General features: G+C 69.7%; 17 protein-coding genes. 11 read left to right on the top strand and 6 right to left on the bottom strand.

All coding sequences use genetic code 11. The features are described 5' to 3' along the window. The first annotated feature begins 118 nt into the window (after window positions 1-118). The 10 genes from KBO27_RS29205 to KBO27_RS29160 all read left to right on the top strand — a co-directional run bounded on the left by KBO27_RS29205 (window position 119) and on the right by KBO27_RS29160 (window position 11,884). Window positions 119-1,012, top strand: coding sequence for a Rossmann-like and DUF2520 domain-containing protein (locus KBO27_RS29205; RefSeq protein WP_132684048.1), 894 nt, complete (start codon window positions 119-121; stop codon window positions 1,010-1,012). A gap of 35 nt (window positions 1,013-1,047) precedes the next feature. Then, a complete protein-coding gene (panC, locus tag KBO27_RS29200) occupies window positions 1,048-1,920 on the top strand; it encodes a pantoate--beta-alanine ligase (RefSeq protein WP_246538344.1) in 873 nt (290 codons plus the stop codon). 21 nt (window positions 1,921-1,941) lie between these two features. Then, window positions 1,942-2,406 carry an aspartate 1-decarboxylase gene (gene panD, locus KBO27_RS29195; protein ID WP_210973068.1) on the top strand — a complete coding sequence of 155 codons (465 nt, stop codon included), beginning with the start codon at window positions 1,942-1,944 and terminating at the stop codon, window positions 2,404-2,406. A gap of 227 nt (window positions 2,407-2,633) precedes the next feature. Next, the gene (locus tag KBO27_RS29190; protein ID WP_132674495.1) at window positions 2,634-3,431 is read left to right on the top strand and encodes a type III pantothenate kinase; all 798 of its coding nucleotides are present in this window, start codon (window positions 2,634-2,636) and stop codon (window positions 3,429-3,431) included. 298 nt (window positions 3,432-3,729) lie between these two features. Further along, window positions 3,730-5,184, top strand: a complete 1,455-nt coding sequence (gene lysS / locus KBO27_RS29185; protein ID WP_210973116.1) for a lysine--tRNA ligase — start codon at window positions 3,730-3,732, stop codon at window positions 5,182-5,184. A gap of 229 nt (window positions 5,185-5,413) precedes the next feature. Beyond that, a complete protein-coding gene (locus KBO27_RS29180) occupies window positions 5,414-5,767 on the top strand; it encodes a histone-like nucleoid-structuring protein Lsr2 (RefSeq protein WP_132623387.1) in 354 nt (117 codons plus the stop codon). Between the two features lie 294 nt (window positions 5,768-6,061). Continuing rightward, window positions 6,062-7,135, top strand: coding sequence for a FecCD family ABC transporter permease (locus tag KBO27_RS29175; protein WP_210973067.1), 1,074 nt, complete (start codon window positions 6,062-6,064; stop codon window positions 7,133-7,135). Continuing rightward, window positions 7,132-8,226: a FecCD family ABC transporter permease gene (locus KBO27_RS29170; protein ID WP_210973066.1), complete on the top strand. Its 1,095-nt coding sequence runs from the start codon at window positions 7,132-7,134 to the stop codon at window positions 8,224-8,226. Before KBO27_RS29175 ends, KBO27_RS29170 begins: the two co-directional genes overlap by 4 nt. Then, a complete protein-coding gene (locus tag KBO27_RS29165; protein WP_210973065.1) occupies window positions 8,223-9,086 on the top strand; it encodes an ABC transporter ATP-binding protein in 864 nt (287 codons plus the stop codon). The genes KBO27_RS29170 and KBO27_RS29165 overlap by 4 nt, the downstream gene beginning before the upstream one ends. A 248-nt stretch (window positions 9,087-9,334) precedes the next feature. After that, on the top strand, window positions 9,335-11,884 hold the full coding sequence (locus tag KBO27_RS29160) for an ATP-dependent Clp protease ATP-binding subunit (protein ID WP_132684043.1): 2,550 nt from the start codon (window positions 9,335-9,337) through the stop codon (window positions 11,882-11,884). A gap of 73 nt (window positions 11,885-11,957) precedes the next feature. Here the strand turns inward: KBO27_RS29160 and KBO27_RS29155 are convergent, their stop codons facing one another. Beyond that, window positions 11,958-12,683: a DedA family protein gene (locus KBO27_RS29155; RefSeq protein WP_132674485.1), complete on the bottom strand. Its 726-nt coding sequence runs from the start codon at window positions 12,681-12,683 to the stop codon at window positions 11,958-11,960. Between the two features lie 191 nt (window positions 12,684-12,874). Between KBO27_RS29155 and KBO27_RS29150 the strand changes: the two genes are divergently transcribed. Next, window positions 12,875-13,876 (top strand): endonuclease/exonuclease/phosphatase family protein, encoded by a 1,002-nt coding sequence (locus KBO27_RS29150; RefSeq protein WP_210973064.1) that lies wholly within the window; start codon window positions 12,875-12,877, stop codon window positions 13,874-13,876. A 1-nt stretch (window position 13,877) separates the two neighbouring features. Here the strand turns inward: KBO27_RS29150 and KBO27_RS29145 are convergent, their stop codons facing one another. From KBO27_RS29145 to KBO27_RS29125, 5 genes are all read right to left on the bottom strand, one after another. Further along, the gene (locus KBO27_RS29145) at window positions 13,878-14,186 is read right to left on the bottom strand and encodes an antibiotic biosynthesis monooxygenase family protein (RefSeq protein WP_132623375.1); all 309 of its coding nucleotides are present in this window, start codon (window positions 14,184-14,186) and stop codon (window positions 13,878-13,880) included. 64 nt (window positions 14,187-14,250) lie between these two features. Then, window positions 14,251-16,191, bottom strand: a complete 1,941-nt coding sequence (locus KBO27_RS29140; protein WP_210973063.1) for a YhgE/Pip domain-containing protein — start codon at window positions 16,189-16,191, stop codon at window positions 14,251-14,253. Further along, on the bottom strand, window positions 16,188-16,868 hold the full coding sequence (locus KBO27_RS29135; protein ID WP_210973062.1) for an ATP-binding cassette domain-containing protein: 681 nt from the start codon (window positions 16,866-16,868) through the stop codon (window positions 16,188-16,190). Before KBO27_RS29135 ends, KBO27_RS29140 begins: the two co-directional genes overlap by 4 nt. Before the next feature lie 269 nt (window positions 16,869-17,137). Further along, window positions 17,138-17,650 (bottom strand): 2'-5' RNA ligase family protein, encoded by a 513-nt coding sequence (locus tag KBO27_RS29130; protein WP_210973061.1) that lies wholly within the window; start codon window positions 17,648-17,650, stop codon window positions 17,138-17,140. Continuing rightward, window positions 17,650-18,552, bottom strand: a complete 903-nt coding sequence (locus tag KBO27_RS29125; protein WP_246538342.1) for an iron-sulfur binding domain-containing protein — start codon at window positions 18,550-18,552, stop codon at window positions 17,650-17,652. Before KBO27_RS29125 ends, KBO27_RS29130 begins: the two co-directional genes overlap by 1 nt. Between the last annotated feature and the right edge of the window lie 73 nt (window positions 18,553-18,625).

Raw genomic sequence — 18,625 nt, 5'->3', positions numbered from 1 at the left:
GTTCTCGCCACCTTTGACGGTCGGGGAGTAGCCCCGGCACCGGGTGTTGGGGCTACTCTCGCGGCGCTGTCTGGTACCCGGTAGCGGGACTGGAACGGTATGGGAGGAACACGTGGCGATGTCTGCTGAACCCACGGGCCCACGGCTGCGCGTTGGAGTGATCTCCGCTGGTCGGGTGGGTGCCGTGCTGGGCGCCGCGCTGCAGCGGGTCGGGCACGAGGTCGTCGCGGTCTCCGCCGTCTCGGACGCCTCGCTGCGTCGCGCGGAGGAGCTGCTGCCCGGTGTGCCGGTCGAGCCGCCGGACGCGGTCGCGGGCAAGGCCGAACTGCTGGTCCTGGCGATCCCGGACGACGCGATCCCGGGCATGGTGCAGGGCCTGGTCACCGCCGACGCGCTGCACGGCTCGCAGCTGATCATGCACACCTCGGGCTCGCAGGGCGTGACCGCGCTGGAGCCGGCCGCCGCCATCGGCGCGTTGCCGATGGCCATGCATCCCGCGATGACCTTCACCGGCCGCGCCGAGGACGTCCAGCGCCTGTCCGACGCCTGCATGGTCATCACCGCCGACGAGCTCACCGGCTGGAGCGTCGCGGAGAGCATCGCGATCGAGCTGGGCATGGAGCCGGTGCGCCTGCCCGAAGAGGCCCGCCCGCTGTACCACGCGGCCCTCACCCACGGCGCGAACCACCTGATCACGCTGGTCAACGAGTGCCAGCAGCTGCTGCGCGACGCCGGGGTGGAGGTCCCGGGCCGGGTGATGGCGCCGCTGCTGTCGGCGTCGCTGGACAACGCGCTGCGCCTCGGCGACCGGGCCTACACGGGTCCGGTGGTGCGCGGAGATTCGGGAACCGTGCGCGGGCACCTGCGCGCGCTGTCCGACGCCGACCCGGACGTCGTTCCCGGCTACCGGGAACTGGCCCGCCGCACGGCGGTCCGGGCCGAGCGGAGCGGCCTGCTGCGCGGTGACGTCGCCGCGCGCGTGCACGAGGCCCTCGACGAGGAACAGGCTTGATCCGCGATCTTCGCGGCGGAGACATGGAGTCGACGATGACCAACAACCCCGGCTACCAGCGCGGTGAGCTGACCGTGCACGCCGACCCGGCGGAGCTCGCGCGCGTCACCCGCGCCCTGCGGGCGACCGGCCGCAAGGTGCACCTGGTGCCCACGATGGGCGCGCTGCACCGCGGTCACCTGGAGCTGATCAAGCGGGCGAAGCAGGACATCAACGCCGTCGTGGTGGTGTCGATCTTCGTCAACCCGCTCCAGTTCGGCCCGAACGAGGACTTCGACCGCTACCCGCGCACCTTCGACGCCGACGTCGAGGCGTGCCGCGAGGCCGGCGTGGGCCTGGTCTTCGCGCCCACCGTGGACGCGATGTACGGCGGCGGGCGCGAGCTGTCGGTGCACGCCGGGCCGCTGGGCGAGGAGCTGGAGGGCGCGACCCGCAAGGGGCACTTCGACGGCATGCTGACCGTGGTGCTCAAGCTGCTCAACATCGTGCGCCCCGACCTGGCTTTCTTCGGAGAGAAGGACTACCAGCAGCTGGTCCTGATCCGGAAGATGGCGCGGCAGTTCGACCTGGACTCCCAGATCCAGGGCATCCCGACCGTCCGCGAGTCCGACGGGCTGGCCCTGTCCAGCCGCAACGTCTACCTCGACTCCGACCAGCGGCGTGCCGCCCTGGCGATCTCGGCGTCGCTGACCGCGGGCGCGCACGCGGCCGTCGGCGGCCCGGAGGCGGTGCTCAAGGCCGCGCGCGAGGTGCTGGCCACCGAGCCCTTGGTGCAGCCGGACTACCTGGAGCTGCGGGACCCCGAGCTGGGACCGGCTCCGGCCTCGGGTGAAGCGCGACTGCTGGTGGCTGCGAAGGTCGGCGCCACCAGGCTGATCGACAACGCGATGGTCCTGCTCGGCGAGTGAACCGGCCCTAGGAGGTCAGCGATGTTCCGCACGATGTTGAAGTCCAAGATCCACCGGGCCACCGTCACCCAGGCCGACCTGCACTACGTCGGCTCGGTGACCGTCGACAAGGACCTGATGGAGGCCGCGGACCTGCTCGAAGGGGAGCAGGTCGCGATCGTCGACGTCACCAACGGCGCCCGGCTGGAGACCTACGTCATCACCGGCGAGCGGGGTTCCGGGGTGATCGGGATCAACGGCGCCGCCGCGCACCTGATCGAGCCCGGTGACATCGTCATCCTCATCGCCTACGGCGTGATGGACGAGCTCGAAGCCCGCAACTTCAAGCCCAAGGTGATCTTCGTCGACGCCGACAACAAGCCGGTTGATCTCGGGGTCGATCCCGGCCATGCGCCGGAGGGGTCGGGGCTCCTGAGTTCGCAGGCCGATGCGGAGACAGACGATGCCGCCAAGCTCGACGCCCTGCTTCAGCAGCCGGAGAACTGATCAAGAGCTCTGTGGTCCCCGTGCTTGTCGGTGCCAGAAGCGGAACCTCAGACGTCCTCTGGCTCCGGGATCCGAGACTGATGTATGTCCAATACACGGCGCTACGGCTGTCCTCCCCAGAGAACGTCTGAGAACCCGCGGCGGTGCGGGTTGCTCAGGTGGGGTGAGGAGAAACCGGCTTCGCCGGTTGCCTGACCTGTGCTTTTCGTGTGAAGGGATCCTTTTCCGTGCTGCTGGCCATTGACGTCGGGAACACCAACATCGTCCTCGGGCTCTACGACGACGTCGATGACCCGCCGGATCTCGCCGCGACGCTGGTCCGGGACTGGCGGATGCGCACCGAGCCGCGGATGACGGCCGACGAGATGGCGCTGACCATGCGGGGGCTGATCGGGGACTACGCCGAGCGGATCACCGGCATCGCCGCGCTGTCCACGGTCCCGGCGCTGCTGCGCGAGCTGCGGGTGATGCTGGAGCGCTACTGGACCGACGTGCCGCGCGTGGTGGTGGAGCCGGGCGTGCGCACGGGCGTTCCGCTGCTCGTGGACAACCCGAAGGAGGTCGGCGCGGACCGGGTGATCAACACCTTGGCCGCGCACCACCTCCACGCCACGAACTGCGTGGTCGTGGACTTCGGCACCTCGACGAACATCGACGTCATCTCCGCCAAGGGCGAATTCCTCGGCGGCGCCTTCGCGCCGGGTGTGGAGATCTCGCTCGACGCGTTGGCCTCCCGGGCGGCGCAGTTGCGCAAGGTGGAGTTGGTCCGGCCGCGCTCGGTCATCGGAAAGAACACGGTGGAATGCCTTCAATCCGGAATTCTTTTCGGATTCGCGGGTCAGGTCGACGGACTCGTCCGCCGAATCGTGGATGAACTCGAAGCCACCCACGGAGGCCCCACCACGGTGCTGGCCACCGGAGGTCTGGCCCCGCTGGTCTTCTCCGAATCCACGACGATCACCCACCACGTCCCGGACCTCACCCTCCTGGGCCTGCGCCTGGTCTACGACCGCAACTTCCGCTGATCAAAAAAGCCGCCGAGCGGCAAGGCCCGCACCGTCAGGCAAGCGCCGCAGGCGCTTTCTCCTTGCCCCACCTGAGCAACCTGCACCGCCGGGGTTCTCAGGCGTCGTCCGGGGAGTATTGGCACACATCAGGAGTGGCGCCCGGAGCCAGACGACGTCTGAGGTCCCCCCACCCGCACCGCTAAGCAGGCCGCCGGAAGCCCAATTCAAGTCACTACGTACCCTGTTTTGCGTGACTGACCAGGACACTTCCAATCCCCCGGCAAGCGCTGACGGCGTCGAAGACCTGCCGGAACAGATGCGGATCCGGCGGGAGAAGCGGGAGCGCCTGCTCGACGCCGGAGTCGACCCGTACCCGGTGACGCTGCCCATCACGCACGGACTGGCCGAAATCCGCTCCGCCCACGAGGGCCTGGAGCCCGACACCGCGACCGGCGAGCAGGTCGGTGTGGCAGGCCGCGTGATGTTCCTGCGCAACACCGGCAAGCTCTGCTTCGCCACGCTGCGCGCCGGCGACGGGACCGAACTGCAGGCGATGCTGAGCCTCAAGCAGGTCGGTGAGGAGTCGCTGACGTCCTGGAAGGGCGAAGTGGACCTCGGCGACCACGTCTTCGTGCACGGTGAGGTCATCACCTCCCGGCGCGGTGAGCTTTCGGTGATGGCCGATGAATGGCGGATGGCGGCGAAGTCGCTGCGTCCGCTTCCGGTCATGCACAAGGAACTCGGCGAGGAAATGCGAGTCCGCCAGCGCTACGTCGACCTGATCGTGCGCAAGCAGGCCGCGGAAACGGTGCGCACCCGGGCCGCGGTGCAGCGCTCGCTGCGTGATTCCTTCGAACAGCGCGGATACATCGAGGTGGAAACCCCGATGCTGCAGACGTTGCAGGGCGGTGCCGCCGCTCGCCCGTTCACCACGCATTCCAACGCCTTCGACATCGACCTGTTCCTGCGCATCGCGCCGGAGTTGTATCTGAAGCGCTGCGTTGTCGGTGGGATCGAGAAGGTTTTCGAGATCAACCGAAACTTCCGGAACGAAGGCAGTGATTCTTCCCACTCGCCCGAGTTCGCAATGCTGGAGTTCTACCAGGCCTACGCCGATTACAACGACATGGCCGATCTGACCAGGTCGCTCATCCAGGAAGCGGCGGAACGGGTCTCCGGTTCTCAGGTCGTCACGTGGTTCGACGGAACCGAGTACGACCTCTCCGGTGAGTGGGCGACGCTGACGATGTACGAGTCGTTGTCGGAAGCGCTGGAATCCGAGGTGATCCCGGAAACTCCGGTTGAAGCGCTGCGCAAGCACGCGGACGCCCTCGGTGTGCAGGTCGATCCGAAGATGGGTCACGGCAAGCTGGTGGAAGAGCTGTGGGAGCACACCGTCGGTGACCATTTGACCGCTCCCACCTTCGTCCGCGACTTCCCGGTGGAGACCTCCCCGTTGACACGTCAGCACCGCGAGAAGGCGGGTGTTGCGGAAAAGTGGGATCTCTACGTTCGCGGGTTCGAGCTGGCGACCGGTTACTCGGAACTCGTGGATCCGGTTGTGGAACGGCAGCGGTTGGAGGAGCAGGCCCTGCTCGCGGCGGCAGGAGATGACGAGGCCATGCCGGTCGACGAGGACTTTTTGCGCGCTCTGGAGTACGGAATGCCTCCCAGCGGTGGCGTGGGAATGGGTATCGACAGGTTGTTGATGGCGTTGACCGGTCTCGGTATCCGGGAGACGATCCTGTTCCCGTTGGTCCGCCCGGAATGACCCGATCAGGGTGGCTCAACAGAATTTTGTGGACCGGATGAGTGCATTATCGGAGTCCCTGCGCTAACCTGACCCCAGAATGTGTCGGCGACGGCTATTGGCGCACTTCCAAGTGTCGCTGCCGTACTTGCCCAAGTGCGGCTGGCGTTCTGGCGAGGGGGTTTCCGCTCCCGGCAGATGGTTGCTGTCCCGCTAAAGCACAATTTTTTGCTCGGGGAGGACTTCGAAGATGGCGCAGAAGGTCACTGTCACCCTTGTCGACGATCTGGATGGTGGGCAGGCCGACGAAACCGTTGAGTTCGGATTGGACGGTGTGTCGTACCAGATCGACCTTTCCGCCGACAATGCCGGAGATCTGCGGGAGGCGCTGGCCAACTACGTCTCCAACGCGCGCCGCGCCGGTGGACGCAAGAAGCCGGGTCCGCGTCCGGGTGCGGCCGCGCGTTCCACCGGTGGTTCCACCAGTGCGGACCGCGAGCAGAACCAGGCCATTCGGGAATGGGCGCGCAAGCGCGGCCTGAAGGTGTCGGACCGCGGTCGTATCCCGGCCGACATCGTGGAGCAGTACCACCAGGCGAACTGAAAGTCGCGTTCAAGAGGCGTTTGCCGGGTCGTCGGGGCCCGGTGAACGCCTTTTGTTGCGTTCGGATAACTCATTTACGCGGTTTCCCCGCGATTGATCAACTTTCCCGGAAAACCGCTGGCGTAACGGTCCGGGCCGCACATCCGCAACAGCTCCTCCACTTTTCGTCCGAGGTCTCGAACAACTCCCGCCGCTCGCGGCTGTGATGGCGAACATCCGAACCCGCTCTGTCCGTGCGGCTTAGGTTGTCCTAACCTGGGCAACGTCCGGGTGAACACCGAAGGGGAGTGGGACGTGGCTCGAACGGAGGCTCTCACCGAGCCGCCCACGTCGGAAACCGCGTCCGCCGCACCTGGTGAGCGCCTGAAGCGCAGACGCTCCCGCCGCCTCACCGGCATCGGGATCCTGCTGCTCGTGCTGCTGGCCAGCGTCGTGCTGAGCATCGCGGTCGGCGCCAAGACGATTCCGCTCGCCGAGGTCTGGAGCGGCCTGGTCGCGCCCGGCGGCACCGAGAACGACCTGATCATCCAGGAGCTGCGGATCCCGCGCACCGTCGCCGGCGTGCTGGCCGGAGCCGCGCTCGGTCTGGCCGGTGCGCTGATGCAGGGCCACACGCGCAACCCGCTCGCCGACCCCGGCATCCTCGGCATCACCCAGGGCGCGGGGCTCGGCGTCGTGCTCGCCGTCTACACCTTCGGCATCACCACGCTGTTCGGCTTCATCTGGTTCGGATTCGCGGGCTCGCTGATCGGCGCGCTGGCGGTGTTCGCGATCGGCTCGATGGGCCGCGGCGGCGCCACGCCGGTGACGCTGGCGCTGGCGGGCATGGCGATCAGCTCGCTGCTGCACGCGATCACCTCGGCCCTGGTGCTCACCGACCAGCAGACGATGGACACCTACCGCTTCTGGAAGGTCGGCTCGATCGCCATCACCGATCCGTCGGTGCTGCCGCAGGTCGCGCCCTTCGTGGTGGTCGGGCTCGTGCTGGGCCTGGCCAACGCGACCAGCCTCAACGCGCTGTCGCTGGGCGAGGACGTGGCCAGCTCGCTGGGCCACCGGGTGGTCTGGGCGCGCCGCGCCGGGATCGCCGCGGTGAGCGTGCTGGTCGGCGGGGCCGTCGCGATCTGCGGACCGATCGGCTTCGTCGGCCTGGTCGTGCCGCACGTCGCCCGCTACTTCACCGGTGCCGACTACCGCTGGCTGCTGCCCTTCGCCGCGCTGCTCGGCTCCTCGCTGGTGCTGTTGGCCGACGTGCTCGGCCGCATCGTCGCCCGGCCCGCCGAGGTGCAGGTGGGCGTGATGCTGGCGATGGTCGGCGCCCCGTTCTTCATCGCTCTCGTGCGACGCCGGAAGTTGGTGCGGCTATGACGGCGACCGTTCAGGACCGGCCGGTCGAGGAGGTCACCGGGCGGCGGCCGCTGCGCGTGGGCCCGTTCTCCGGCGTGTTCCGGCTCCGGCCGCTGCTGGCGCTGGTCGGCGGGCTCGTGGTGCTGCTGGCGGTGTTCGTCCTCGACGTCGGGATCGGCGAGTACCAGATCAGCCCGGCCGAGGTGCTCAGCACGCTGTTCGGCGGCGGCGACCGCGCGCAGTCGATCATCATCTGGGAGCTGCGGATGCCGCGCGGCCTGACCGCGCTGCTCGTGGGTGCCGCGCTGGGCCTGGCGGGCGCGATCATGCAGGCGCTGGCGCGCAACCCGCTGGCCAGCCCGGACATGCTCGGCATCACCTGGGGCGCCGGGTGCGCGGCCGTCGGGGTGATCGTGTTCGCCGGGACGGCGGGCAGCCTGTCCGGTGCGCTGTCCGACTACGGGCTGCCGGTGGTGGCGCTGGTCGGCGGCCTGGTCACCGGCGTCGCCGTGTACCTGCTGGCCTATCGGCGAGGGGTGGACTCCTACCGGTTGGTGCTGGTCGGCGTGGGCGTCAGCGCGCTGGCGGGCAACGCCGTCTACTGGCTGCTGACCGTCGGCGACGTCAACGACGCCGGTCGCGCCATGGTGTGGCTGACCGGCAGCCTCAACGCGCGCGGCTGGGAGCACGTGGTGCCGACCGCCATCGCGCTGGCCGTGCTGGTCCCGCTGGCCCTCGTCGGCGCCCACGTGCTGGGTGCGCTGCAGTTCGACGACGACACGGTCCGCGGCCTCGGCGTGCGGATGGACCTCGCGCGCGGCTTCCTGCTGTTCGCCTCGGTCGTGCTGGCCTCGATCGCCACCGCGGCGGCCGGCCCGATCCAGTTCGTCGCGCTGGCCACCCCGCAGATCGCGCTGCGGGTCTCGCGCACCTCGCGCCCGCCGCTGCTGACCTCGGCCGTGCTCGGCGCGGCGCTGGTGGTCGGTTCGGACGTGATCGCCCGGACCGCGTTCGGCACCCTGGAGCTGCCGGTCGGCATCGTGACCGCGATCCTGGGCGCCCCGTACCTGATCTACCTGCTCATCCGTCGGTACCGGGAGGTCCGAGCATGACCGCGTCCGCCTCTACCCGCCCCGAGCAGGACCAGGCCCGGGCTGTCGCCGACCGCCTCCGGGCCCGGGACCTGAAGCTGGCCTACGGCGAGCGCGTCGTCGTCGACGGCCTCGACTTCGAGGTCGCCGGCGGCACGATCACGGCGGTGATCGGACCCAACGGCTGCGGCAAGTCGACGCTGCTGCGCGCCTTCGGCCGCCTGCTGGCGCCGCAGCGCGGCGAGGTGCTGCTGGACGGCAAGAAGATCCACAAGATGTCGACCAAGGAGGTCGCCCGGGTCCTCGGCGTGCTGCCCCAGTCACCCGCGGCGCCCGAGGGCCTGACGGTGGCCGACCTGGTCGCGCGCGGACGGCACCCGCACCAGTCCTGGTACCGGCAGTGGTCCAGCGACGACGAGTCGGCGGTGGCCGAGGCGCTGGCCATGACGGGCATCGGTGACCTGGCCGAACGCACCCTCGACGAGCTCTCCGGCGGTCAGCGGCAGCGCGCGTGGCTGTCGATGGCGCTGGCGCAGGGCACCGACCTGCTGCTGCTCGACGAGCCCACGACCTACCTCGACCTCTCGCACCAGGTGGACGTGCTGGAGCTGGTCGGCAGGCTGCACGACGAGAGCGGCCGGACCGTGGTGATGGTGCTGCACGACCTCAACCTGGCCGCCCGCTACGCCGACCGGCTGGTCGCGATGAAGGACGGCGCCGTGGTCGCGTCGGGCGAGCCGGGCGAGGTGCTCACCGAGGAGCTCCTGGCCGACGTCTTCGACCTCCGGGCCCGCGTGATTCCCGATCCCGTTGCGGGTACTCCCATGGTGGTCCCGATCGGGGGAAGGCGGGCCGGAGAAGGGTCCGGCGCTCAGCCGTGAACACGGTGCGTCACGATCCGACGCGCGCTGTTCGCGCTCAGCGGAACGGCGCCGAGATCAGGAATCCTGCAGGCCAACGCGCCGTTGGGCACAGTGCCGGGCAAGAATGTGGCGTAGCGGGCACGGACCGCGACCGGGGTTGGCTACTACAGTGGTCCCCAAGAGTGCTGAACCCGTCGTGGATCGCGGCGTAGCGCTAAAGCCGTGTCCCGGAACTAGACCGCCGGCGCAGCAGTCAGGGAGTGCGAATGTTCGAGAGGTTCACCGACCGCGCGAGGCGGGTGGTTGTCCTGGCCCAAGAAGAGGCCCGGATGCTCAACCACAACTACATCGGCACCGAGCACATTCTCCTGGGCTTGATCCACGAGGGTGAGGGTGTCGCCGCCAAGGCGCTGGAGTCGCTGGGTATCGCGCTTGAGGGCGTGCGCCAGCAGGTCGAGGAGATCATCGGCCAGGGGCAGCAGGCCCCCAGCGGACACATCCCGTTCACCCCACGGGCCAAGAAGGTGCTGGAGCTGTCGCTGCGGGAGGCGCTGCAGCTCGGCCACAACTACATCGGCACCGAGCACATCCTGCTCGGGCTGATCCGCGAGGGCGAGGGCGTCGCCGCCCAGGTGCTCGTCAAGCTCGGTGCGGACCTCAACCGGGTGCGCCAGCAGGTGCTGCAGCTGCTGTCCGGTTACCAGGGCAAGGAGCCGGCGGAGGCCGGCGGCCGCGGCGAGGGCACGCCGTCGTCGTCGCTGGTGCTGGACCAGTTCGGCCGCAACCTGACGCAGGCAGCGCGCGAGGGCAAGCTCGACCCGGTCATCGGCCGGGACAAGGAGATCGAGCGGATCATGCAGGTCCTCTCGCGCCGCACCAAGAACAACCCGGTGCTCATCGGTGAAGCCGGTGTCGGCAAGACCGCGGTCGTGGAGGGCCTCGCGTCGCAGGTCGTCAAGGGCGAGGTGCCCGAGACGCTCAAGGACAAGCAGCTCTACACCCTCGACCTGGGTTCGCTGGTCGCCGGTTCCCGCTACCGCGGTGACTTCGAGGAGCGCCTGAAGAAGGTGCTCAAGGAGATCAAGACCCGCGGCGACATCATCCTGTTCATCGACGAGATCCACACGCTGGTCGGTGCCGGTGCCGCCGAGGGCGCGATCGACGCCGCCAGCATCCTCAAGCCGATGCTGGCCCGTGGTGAGCTGCAGACCATCGGTGCCACCACGCTGGAGGAGTACCGCAAGTACGTCGAGAAGGACCCGGCTCTGGAGCGCCGCTTCCAGCCGATCCAGGTCGGCGAGCCGTCGCTGGAGCACACCGTCGAGATCCTCAAGGGTCTGCGGGACCGCTACGAGGCGCACCACCGCGTGTCGATCACCGATGGCGCCCTGGTGTCGGCGGCGAACCTGGCCGACCGCTACATCAACGACCGGTACCTGCCGGACAAGGCGATCGACCTGATCGACGAGGCCGGCGCGCGGATGCGCATCCGCCGCATGACCGCTCCGCCGGACCTGCGCGAGTTCGACGAGAAGATCGCCGAGGTCCGCCGCGAGAAGGAGTCCGCGATCGACGCGCAGGACTTCGAGCGGGCCGCCCGCCTGCGGGACGAGGAGAAGCAGCTCCTCGGCCAGAAGGAGGAGCGCGAGAAGCAGTGGAAGGCCGGTGACCTGGACGTCGTCGCGGAGGTCGACGACGAGCAGATCGCCGAGGTGCTGGCGAACTGGACCGGCATCCCCGTCTTCAAGCTCACCGAGGAGGAGACCACCCGTCTGCTCCGCATGGAGGACGAGCTGCACAAGCGGATCATCGGCCAGAACGACGCGGTCAAGGCCGTGTCCCAGGCGATCCGCCGCACTCGCGCCGGTCTGAAGGACCCGAAGCGCCCGTCCGGTTCGTTCATCTTCGCCGGCCCGTCCGGTGTCGGTAAGACCGAGCTGTCCAAGGCGCTCGCGGAGTTCCTCTTCGGCGACGACGACGCGCTCGTGCAGATCGACATGGGTGAGTTCCACGACCGCTACACCGCCTCGCGGCTGTTCGGCGCCCCGCCCGGGTACGTCGGCTACGAGGAGGGCGGCCAGCTCACCGAGAAGGTCCGCCGCAAGCCGTTCTCCGTGGTCCTGTTCGACGAGATCGAGAAGGCCCACCAGGAGATCTACAACACCCTGCTGCAGGTGTTGGAGGACGGTCGTCTCACCGACGGCCAGGGCCGCACGGTGGACTTCAAGAACACGGTGCTGATCTTCACCTCCAACCTCGGAACGCAGGACATCTCCAAGGCCGTCGGCCTGGGCTTCTCCAGTGGTCAGGGCGCTGAGTCCAACTACGAGCGGATGAAGTCCAAGGTCAACGAGGAGATGAAGAAGCACTTCCGGCCGGAGTTCCTCAACCGGATCGACGACGTGATCGTCTTCCACCAGCTCACGGAGTCCGAGATCGTCCAGATGGTCGACCTGCTCTCCAACCGCGTGGAGAAGGCGCTCAAGGGCAAGGACATGGCCCTGGAGCTCACGGACACGGCGAAGAAGCTGCTGGCCAAGCGCGGGTTCGACCCGGTGCTGGGTGCGCGGCCGCTGCGCCGGACGATCCAGCGGGAGATCGAGGACAAGCTGTCCGAGAAGATCCTGTTCGGCGAGGTCGAGCCGGGTCAGATCGTCATCGTCGACGTCGAGGGCTGGGAAGGCGAGGGGCCGGACGACAAGGCCACCTTCACCTTCCGCGGTGAGCCCAAGCCGTCCGCGGTGCCGGACGCCCCGCCGGTCGGCGTCTCCGCCCACGGCGAGGACAAGCAGGACAACGGCAACACCGAGTCCTGATCCACCGACGCGAAACGGCCCCCGCACCCACTCGGTGCGGGGGCCGTTCGCCGTCTGGGCCCGGTCGCGCGGATCAGCGGATCCGGTGGATCTCCTCGGTGGGGTGGTCGGCCTGGACGCGGGCGAACTGGACCGTGGGCGCCTCCGCGATCGCCTGGTCCCGGCGGTTGTTGCGGATCCGCAGGGCCACGAACACCACGACGGTCAGCACCGAGGTGATCACCACGGCCCGGGACAGCAGTCCCGCGTACTGCTCGACGAGGTACCAGTGCTGGCCGAGCAGGTAGCCGGCGAGCACGAAGATCGTGTTCCAGACCAGGCTGCCCAGCGTCGTGAACAGCGCGAACGTGCTCAGCCGCATCTGCTCGACCCCGGCGGGCAGCGAGATGAAGCTGCGGAACAGCGGGATCATCCGGCCGAAGAACACGGCCTTCACGCCGTGCTTGGCGAACCACGCCTCGGTCTTGTCGACGTCGGAGAGCTTCACCAGCGGCAGCTTCGCCGCGATCGCGCGCGTCCGCTCCCGGCCCAGCTTCGCGCCGAGCCAGTAGAGCGCGAGGGCGCCGACCAGCGAGCCCAGCGTGGTCCACAGGATCGCCCCGAGCAGCGACATGTCGCCGCGGCTCGCGGTGAACCCGGCCAGCGGCAGGATCAGCTCGGACGGGATCGGCGGGAAGAGGTTCTCCAGGGCGATGATCATGCCCGCGCCGGGACCGCCGAGGGTTTCCATCACCCCGATGACCCAGGCCGTGAAGCCGGTGGGCTGGGCGGACGTGGCGGCTGTCGTCGTCAGATCCATGCGGGGCGAACTCCGGGGGTCGTTTGTCCGTTTATTCCATGATTCCAGCGGATTTCGATGTTTCGCCCCGAGCGCGTGTGACCTGTGGCACTCCTCGGCGTGTCCGGTGATCTTTGGCAGGCTGGAACGCAACCATTCGGGGGCGCCGAACGTCCGGATGGCCGGGGGCTGGGGAGCAGACGGAGGCAAGGATGACGCGCACGGCGCACGAGGTGGTCGACGAGCCGGTGGACGACGACATCGCCCGCAAACCCGGCGGTGGCTGCATGACGGCGCTGCTGTCGCTGCTCACGCTGGCCTTCCTGGGCTGGGCGGCGCTGCCGATCGTCGAGCTCGACGTCGAGCGCTACACCGTGGCGCTGACCGCGCTGACGCCGTACGCGGTGGTCGCCGGGGCGGTCCTGGTGCTGCTCGGGCTGCTGCTGCGGCGCTGGCTGAACGTGCTCTTCGCGCTGCTGGCGACGGCCGCGCTGATCTACACCGTCGTCCCGCGCGTGCTGCCGGACCAGGTGGCCGCTGAGGGCGAGCCGCTGCGGGTGCTGTCGGTCAACACCTACTTCGGCGCCGCCGACGCCGCCAAGATCGTCGAGGAGGTCCGGGGCAGGCGGGTGGACGTGCTCAGCCTCCAGGAGCTCACCCCGGAGATGGTCGCCGAGCTCGATCGGGCGGGCCTGTTCGCGGAGCTGCCGAACCGGGTCGTGCAGCCGGGACCGAAGGCCGACGGCACCGGGATCGTCTCCCGCTACCCGCTGCGCGAGCTCGCGCTGGTGCCCCCGACGACGCTGGCGCAACCGTCAGCGCTGGTGAACGTGCCGGTGGGCCGGGACGTGGAGTTCGTGGCGGTCCACCCGCTCTACCCGATGGGGGCCGACACCGCGAGGGTCTGGGCGCACGACCTGGTCGCGCTGCCCGAGCCGTCGCTGACCGGGCAGCCCCGGGTGATGGCGGGCGACTTCAACGCGACCCTCGACCACACTCGGCTCAAGGACCTCATCGGCCGCGGCTACCTCGACGCCGCAGCCACCGTGGGGGCGGGTCTGACGCCGACGTGGCCCGCGGACTGGACCGCCCCGCCGGTGGCCATCGACCACGTGCTGTCCTCGGGCGGCGTTCGCGCGGAGGACTACGAGGTCATCGACATCCCGGGCAGCGACCACAGGGCCGTGTTCACGACCCTGCGCGTCGCCGGCTGATTCACTTCTCCGGGTGCGAGCCCAGCACGACCTCGAACTCCAGCAGGCTGGAGCCGGAGGCGACGGGGTTCTTCCGCTCGCCCGCGTGGGCTTCCTTGGCCGGGCCGTTGGCCCAGTTCTGGAAGTCCTCCTCGGTCTCCCACTTCGTGTAGACGAAGTACCGGTTGTCGCCCTTGACCGGGCGCAGCAGCTCGAATCCCAGGAAGCCGGGCGCGTCGTCGACCGAGCCGTGGCGGGAGGCGAAGCGCTTCTCCAGCTCCGGACCGGAACCTTCGGGGACCTCGATCGCATTGATCTTCACAACAGCCATGGCTCAACCCTACGAGCGTTTCCCGCCGAGCACCGTGTCTCGTCGATCTCACTCCCGCTGCGCCTCACAGCTCGATCTGCGGGTGCAGGCGCCCCAGCGTCCACGTGCGCTGCCGGTGCACCACGAGCGTCGTCAGCAGCACCACCCCCAGCAGCACGCCGCCCAGCACCGCGACGTCCCGGTACAGGTGCATCGCCAGGCCGCCCGAGATCGTCACCCGCAACCCGTCGACCAGGTAGGTCATCGGCAGGAACGGGTGGATCGCCTGGAACGGGCCCGGTGCCGTCTCCATCGGGTACAGGCCGCCGCACGCGGTGAGCTGCACGATCAGCAGCACCAGCGACAGCAGGTCGCCGATCGCGCCGAGCGCGGTGCGCAGCAGGTGGTCGATGGCCACGAACGTCACCGCCGCCAGCGACAGGATCCCGAGCGTCCAGGGCACGTGCACCGGGTTGAGCCCGAGACCGAAGTTGACCACCGCGAACAGCACCAGACCGCCGATGACGCCGAGCGCCGCGGCGGGCAGCAGCCCGGCGACGGCGATCGAGAACGGGTTGATCCGGTCCGCCAGCGCCCGCAGGTTCACCGGTTTGAGCAGCAGGTACGCGAAAAGCCCGAACACCCACAGCGCGATCGCGAAGAAGAACGGGGCCAGACCGCGTCCGTAGACGTAGGCGGGGTTGAGGTTGGCCGTGCGGATCTCGGTCGGCGAGCCCAGGACCTCGGCGGCGCGCGCGACCTGGGTCGGGTTGGTCGGCGGGATCCGGTGCAGCGTGTCGTTGATCATCTTCTGCAGGTCCTTCGAGCCGCCGTTGAGCTGACCCGCGCCCGTCTGCAGCACGGTGCTGCCCGCCACCAGCGAGTTCAGGCCGCCGGTGATGCCCTGCGAGCCCGCCGCCACCTGCGTCGTCCCGGAGTGCAGGGTGTCCACCGGCGCGGTGATCGACCGGACCCGCTCCTGCAGCGGCCCCATGCTGGCCTGCAGCGCCCGCGCCCGGCGGCTGGCCTCCTCCGCGGTTCGCAGCGACTCCCGCGCCCGGGAATCGGCCGCCGACGCGCCACCGGCGAGTCGGCGGGAGGTGTCCAGGGCCTGCTGGTAGGCCGGATCACCGCGCAGCTCCGGGTGCGCGGAACCGAGCCGCTGCACCGCGGAGAGCCCGTCGGCGGCCTGCTGCTCCAGCATCCCCGTCGCGGTGGAGATCGACGTCAGCCCGCTGACCGCGACACCGCTGGCGTGGACCAGCGAGTTGACCGCGCCGGGAAGCTGATCGGCGGTGAAGTCGGCGATGCTGTTGAGCTGCCCGTCCAGGCGGGCCGTCGCCTCCGAGATGTCCCGCACGCCGTTGGAGACCAGGCTCGTGCCGTCCCGCACCCCGCCGAGCCCCCTGGTGAGAGCGGCCGTGCCCTGCATGCTCAGCCCGGTGCCGTCGACGAGCTTCTTCGACGCCTCCGACGCGGCCTGCAGCTTCTCCCGCATGTGGCCGAGCTCGCCGTAGAGCGCGCGGGCGTAGCTGGCGTGCGCGGCGGCGTTGATCTGGTTCTGCAGCTCGGTCTCGACGGTGTCGGCCATGATCCCGGCGATGTAGCCGTTGGCGTCGTTCTTCGTCAGCCGCACCGCCGCCCGCTTCGGGTCGCCGTCGGCGGCCGCCGCCAGCTTGGCGCTGAAATCGGACGGGACCTCGATGACGAAGTAGTAGTGCCCCTCGGCGAGCCCGCGCCGCGCCTCGGTGCCGCGCACGAAGCGCCAGTCGAAGACGTCGTTGACCTTGAGCTGCCGGATGAACTGCACGCCCGCGTCGAGGTGCTCGCCGTTGCGGTCCACCGCCCGGTCGTTGTTGACCACCGCCACCGGAACCCGGTTGAGCTTGCCGTAGGGGTCCCAGTTCGACCACAGGTACAGCGCCCCGTACAGCAGCGGCACCAGGATCAGGACCAGCGGGACCAGCCGGAGCAGCGGACCGCGGAAGCGCCGCAACTCCAGCCAGGCGAGCCGGACGGCCCTCACCTGCCGGCCTTCCCCGCCAGCTCGATCTCCGCGGTCGGCTCGTAGAACCGGCCCGCGGGCAGGCGCACCACGTTGACGTCCCCGGGCGGGCGGTCGGTGGAGCTGGCGATCACCGTCATCCCGATCCTGGTGACCTCGTGCAGCGCCGCCCACACCCGCGCCCGGCCGGACTGGGTGAGGCCCGCGTCGACGTCGTCCACCACGATCCCGGCCGGCGCCGGGGCGGCGGCGAGGGCGACCGCGAGCAGCAGCTGCTCCTCCGCGGGCAGCTCGTTGATCAGCAGCGACCGGTCCACGTCCAGCCCGACGAGCTCCAGGCCCAGTTCGATGGAGGCCTTGTTGGTGCCGCTGATGAGCCTGCGCTCGGTGATCGCCTCCCGGACCCGGTGCCGAGGCTCCAGCTCGCATCCCGGCCGCAGCCGGGCCGGCCGGATCAGCTTGCGCACCTTGCGGGCCTTGCGCGGCAGCGGGAACCCGTCGACGTCCAGCTCGCCGGTGATGATCCGCAGCCGTCCGCACAGCACGAGCAGCAGCGACGTGCGCCCGGAACCGCTCGGCCCGGTCACCACGGTCAGCGAACCGGGCTCGACGCGAAGATCCAGGTTGGCGAACACGACGCCTTCCGGCCCCTTCGCGGCGATCCCGTGCGCGAGGATTCCCGCGCCGAGGACGTACATCAGCTCTCCTCCCGCAGTAGTGGAGGTCGTGCACGTCCAAAGTGGCCGCTCAACCCAAGGTCGGCAACTTCAGCGGAAAGATCGTGGTCGGCTTGCCGGGCGGTGCGGGTGGGGGAACCTCAGACGTCCTCTGGCTCCGGGATCCGCGACTTGAGCATGTCGATGCGCGGCGCTGCGGCTGTCCTCCCCGGAGGACGTCTGAGAACCCCCCCGCGGTGCGAGTTGCTTTGGTGGGGCACTGAGAAGCGACTTCGCCGCTTGTCCGACGGCTACCTGGTCGTCAGAAGGGTTTCCGCGTCGCCGGTGCCGGTGTCGACGACGCTGATCTCGCGCACCGCCGCTCGCACCGGCTCGGGTGGGAGAAGGGTGCTGAAGGCGGTGGCCAGCTGATCGGTGTCGAGGCCCTTGGCGAGCACGCAGCAGGGGATCCAGGCGCCCGGGAAGTAGTAGGCCGACGGGTTTTTCACCTTGCCCGCGAGCACGTCGTGCACGGCCGAGTGCACCGCCAGCAGCTCGGTGTCGACGACCGCTCCCAGCAGCAGCATCCGCTCGTCACCGGGCAGCGTGCCCAGCGTGTGCAGCCACAGATCGGGGATCGACAGCAGCTCCAGCTCGCCGCGCAGCGCCTTGCGCGCCGGGGGAGGGATGCTGCCCGCGACGGCGAGCGTCACCCTCGGGCGGTCGCCGGCGCCGGGGATTCCGGCTTCGCCGAGGCGTTTCCAGAGGTCGCGGATCCGCGACTCGGTCTCGTCGTCGAAGCGGAACACCAGCGCGTCGGCCATCAGCGCTCTCCGGGGAGGGCGAAGCGGCCGTCGTCGGTCTGCTCGACGAGCCCGTCCACCAGCAGGGAGTCCAGGCAGCGATCGCGCTGACCGGCCTCGTTCCACGCCGCGTCGAGCTGATCGCGGGTGACCGGGCCGCTCGCACCGCGAAGCACGTCCAGCAGCCTGCCGCGCACCTGCCGGTCGGTGCCCGCGAACTTCTGCACCTTCTTCGGCGGGCCCGCGTAGGCCGGTCGGCCGTTGTGCTGCCAGGCGCAGTCGGCGGCGATCGGGCACCGCTCGCAGCTCGGCGAGCGGACCGTGCACACGACCTGCCCGAGCTCCATCAACGCCGCCGACAGCGTCGCCGCGGGCGCGTCCTCGGCGGGCAGCAGGGCGTCCACGTCGGCGAGGTCGCGGTTGGTCGACGGCGGTCCCGCGTCGCCGGCGCCGTGCACCGCGCGGGCCACGACCCGGCGGACGTTGGTGTCGACGACCGGAGCGCGCCTGCCGTAGGCGAAGGCCGCCACGGCGCGGGCCGTGTAGGCGCCGATGCCGGGCAGGGCGAGCAGGGTGTCCACATCGGAGGGAACCACGTCGCCGTGCTCGGCGGCGATCCGCCCGGCGGCCTCGTGCAGGCGCAGCGCGCGACGCGGGTAGCCGAGCTTGCCCCACGCGCGCAGCACCTCGCCCTGCGATTCGGCGGCGAGGTCGGAGGGACGCGGCCAGCGGCGCATCCACTCCTCCCAGATCGGCTGCACGCGGTTGACCGGCGTCTGCTGCAGCATCGTCTCGCTGACCAGCACGCCCCAGCCCGTCACGCCGGCGGCGCGCCAGGGCAGCGGGCGGGCGGTGGCGGTGAACCAGTCGGCCAGGGCGTCGAGGTCGAGCCGGGTGTCGGCTCCGGTGGTGGGAGTGTTCATGGCGTCTTCAGATACTGCCAGGCGACCGGTGATCGCCCGGAAGAAGCCCGTTGATCACGTTCCGCAGCAGCGG

Source organism: Saccharopolyspora endophytica (assembly GCF_018070075.1).
Lineage (GTDB): Bacteria > Actinomycetota > Actinomycetes > Mycobacteriales > Pseudonocardiaceae > Saccharopolyspora > Saccharopolyspora endophytica.
Note: the sequence above shows the minus strand (reverse complement) of the source record. Positions and strands in the feature narration are given on the sequence as shown.

Coding starts and splice junctions, on each gene's coding strand:
- lysS (WP_210973116.1), top strand. CDS start 3,730: ATGCGGATCCGGCGGGAGAAGCGGGAGCGCCTGCTCGACGCCGGAGTC.
- KBO27_RS29205 (WP_132684048.1), top strand. CDS start 119: ATGTCTGCTGAACCCACGGGCCCACGGCTGCGCGTTGGAGTGATCTCC.
- KBO27_RS29180 (WP_132623387.1), top strand. CDS start 5,414: ATGGCGCAGAAGGTCACTGTCACCCTTGTCGACGATCTGGATGGTGGG.
- panC (WP_246538344.1), top strand. CDS start 1,048: ATGACCAACAACCCCGGCTACCAGCGCGGTGAGCTGACCGTGCACGCC.
- KBO27_RS29135 (WP_210973062.1), bottom strand. CDS start 16,868: ATGTACGTCCTCGGCGCGGGAATCCTCGCGCACGGGATCGCCGCGAAG.
- KBO27_RS29125 (WP_246538342.1), bottom strand. CDS start 18,552: ATGAACACTCCCACCACCGGAGCCGACACCCGGCTCGACCTCGACGCC.
- KBO27_RS29145 (WP_132623375.1), bottom strand. CDS start 14,186: ATGGCTGTTGTGAAGATCAATGCGATCGAGGTCCCCGAAGGTTCCGGT.
- KBO27_RS29160 (WP_132684043.1), top strand. CDS start 9,335: ATGTTCGAGAGGTTCACCGACCGCGCGAGGCGGGTGGTTGTCCTGGCC.
- panD (WP_210973068.1), top strand. CDS start 1,942: ATGTTCCGCACGATGTTGAAGTCCAAGATCCACCGGGCCACCGTCACC.
- KBO27_RS29155 (WP_132674485.1), bottom strand. CDS start 12,683: ATGGATCTGACGACGACAGCCGCCACGTCCGCCCAGCCCACCGGCTTC.
- KBO27_RS29130 (WP_210973061.1), bottom strand. CDS start 17,650: ATGGCCGACGCGCTGGTGTTCCGCTTCGACGACGAGACCGAGTCGCGG.
- KBO27_RS29170 (WP_210973066.1), top strand. CDS start 7,132: ATGACGGCGACCGTTCAGGACCGGCCGGTCGAGGAGGTCACCGGGCGG.
- KBO27_RS29165 (WP_210973065.1), top strand. CDS start 8,223: ATGACCGCGTCCGCCTCTACCCGCCCCGAGCAGGACCAGGCCCGGGCT.
- KBO27_RS29150 (WP_210973064.1), top strand. CDS start 12,875: ATGACGCGCACGGCGCACGAGGTGGTCGACGAGCCGGTGGACGACGAC.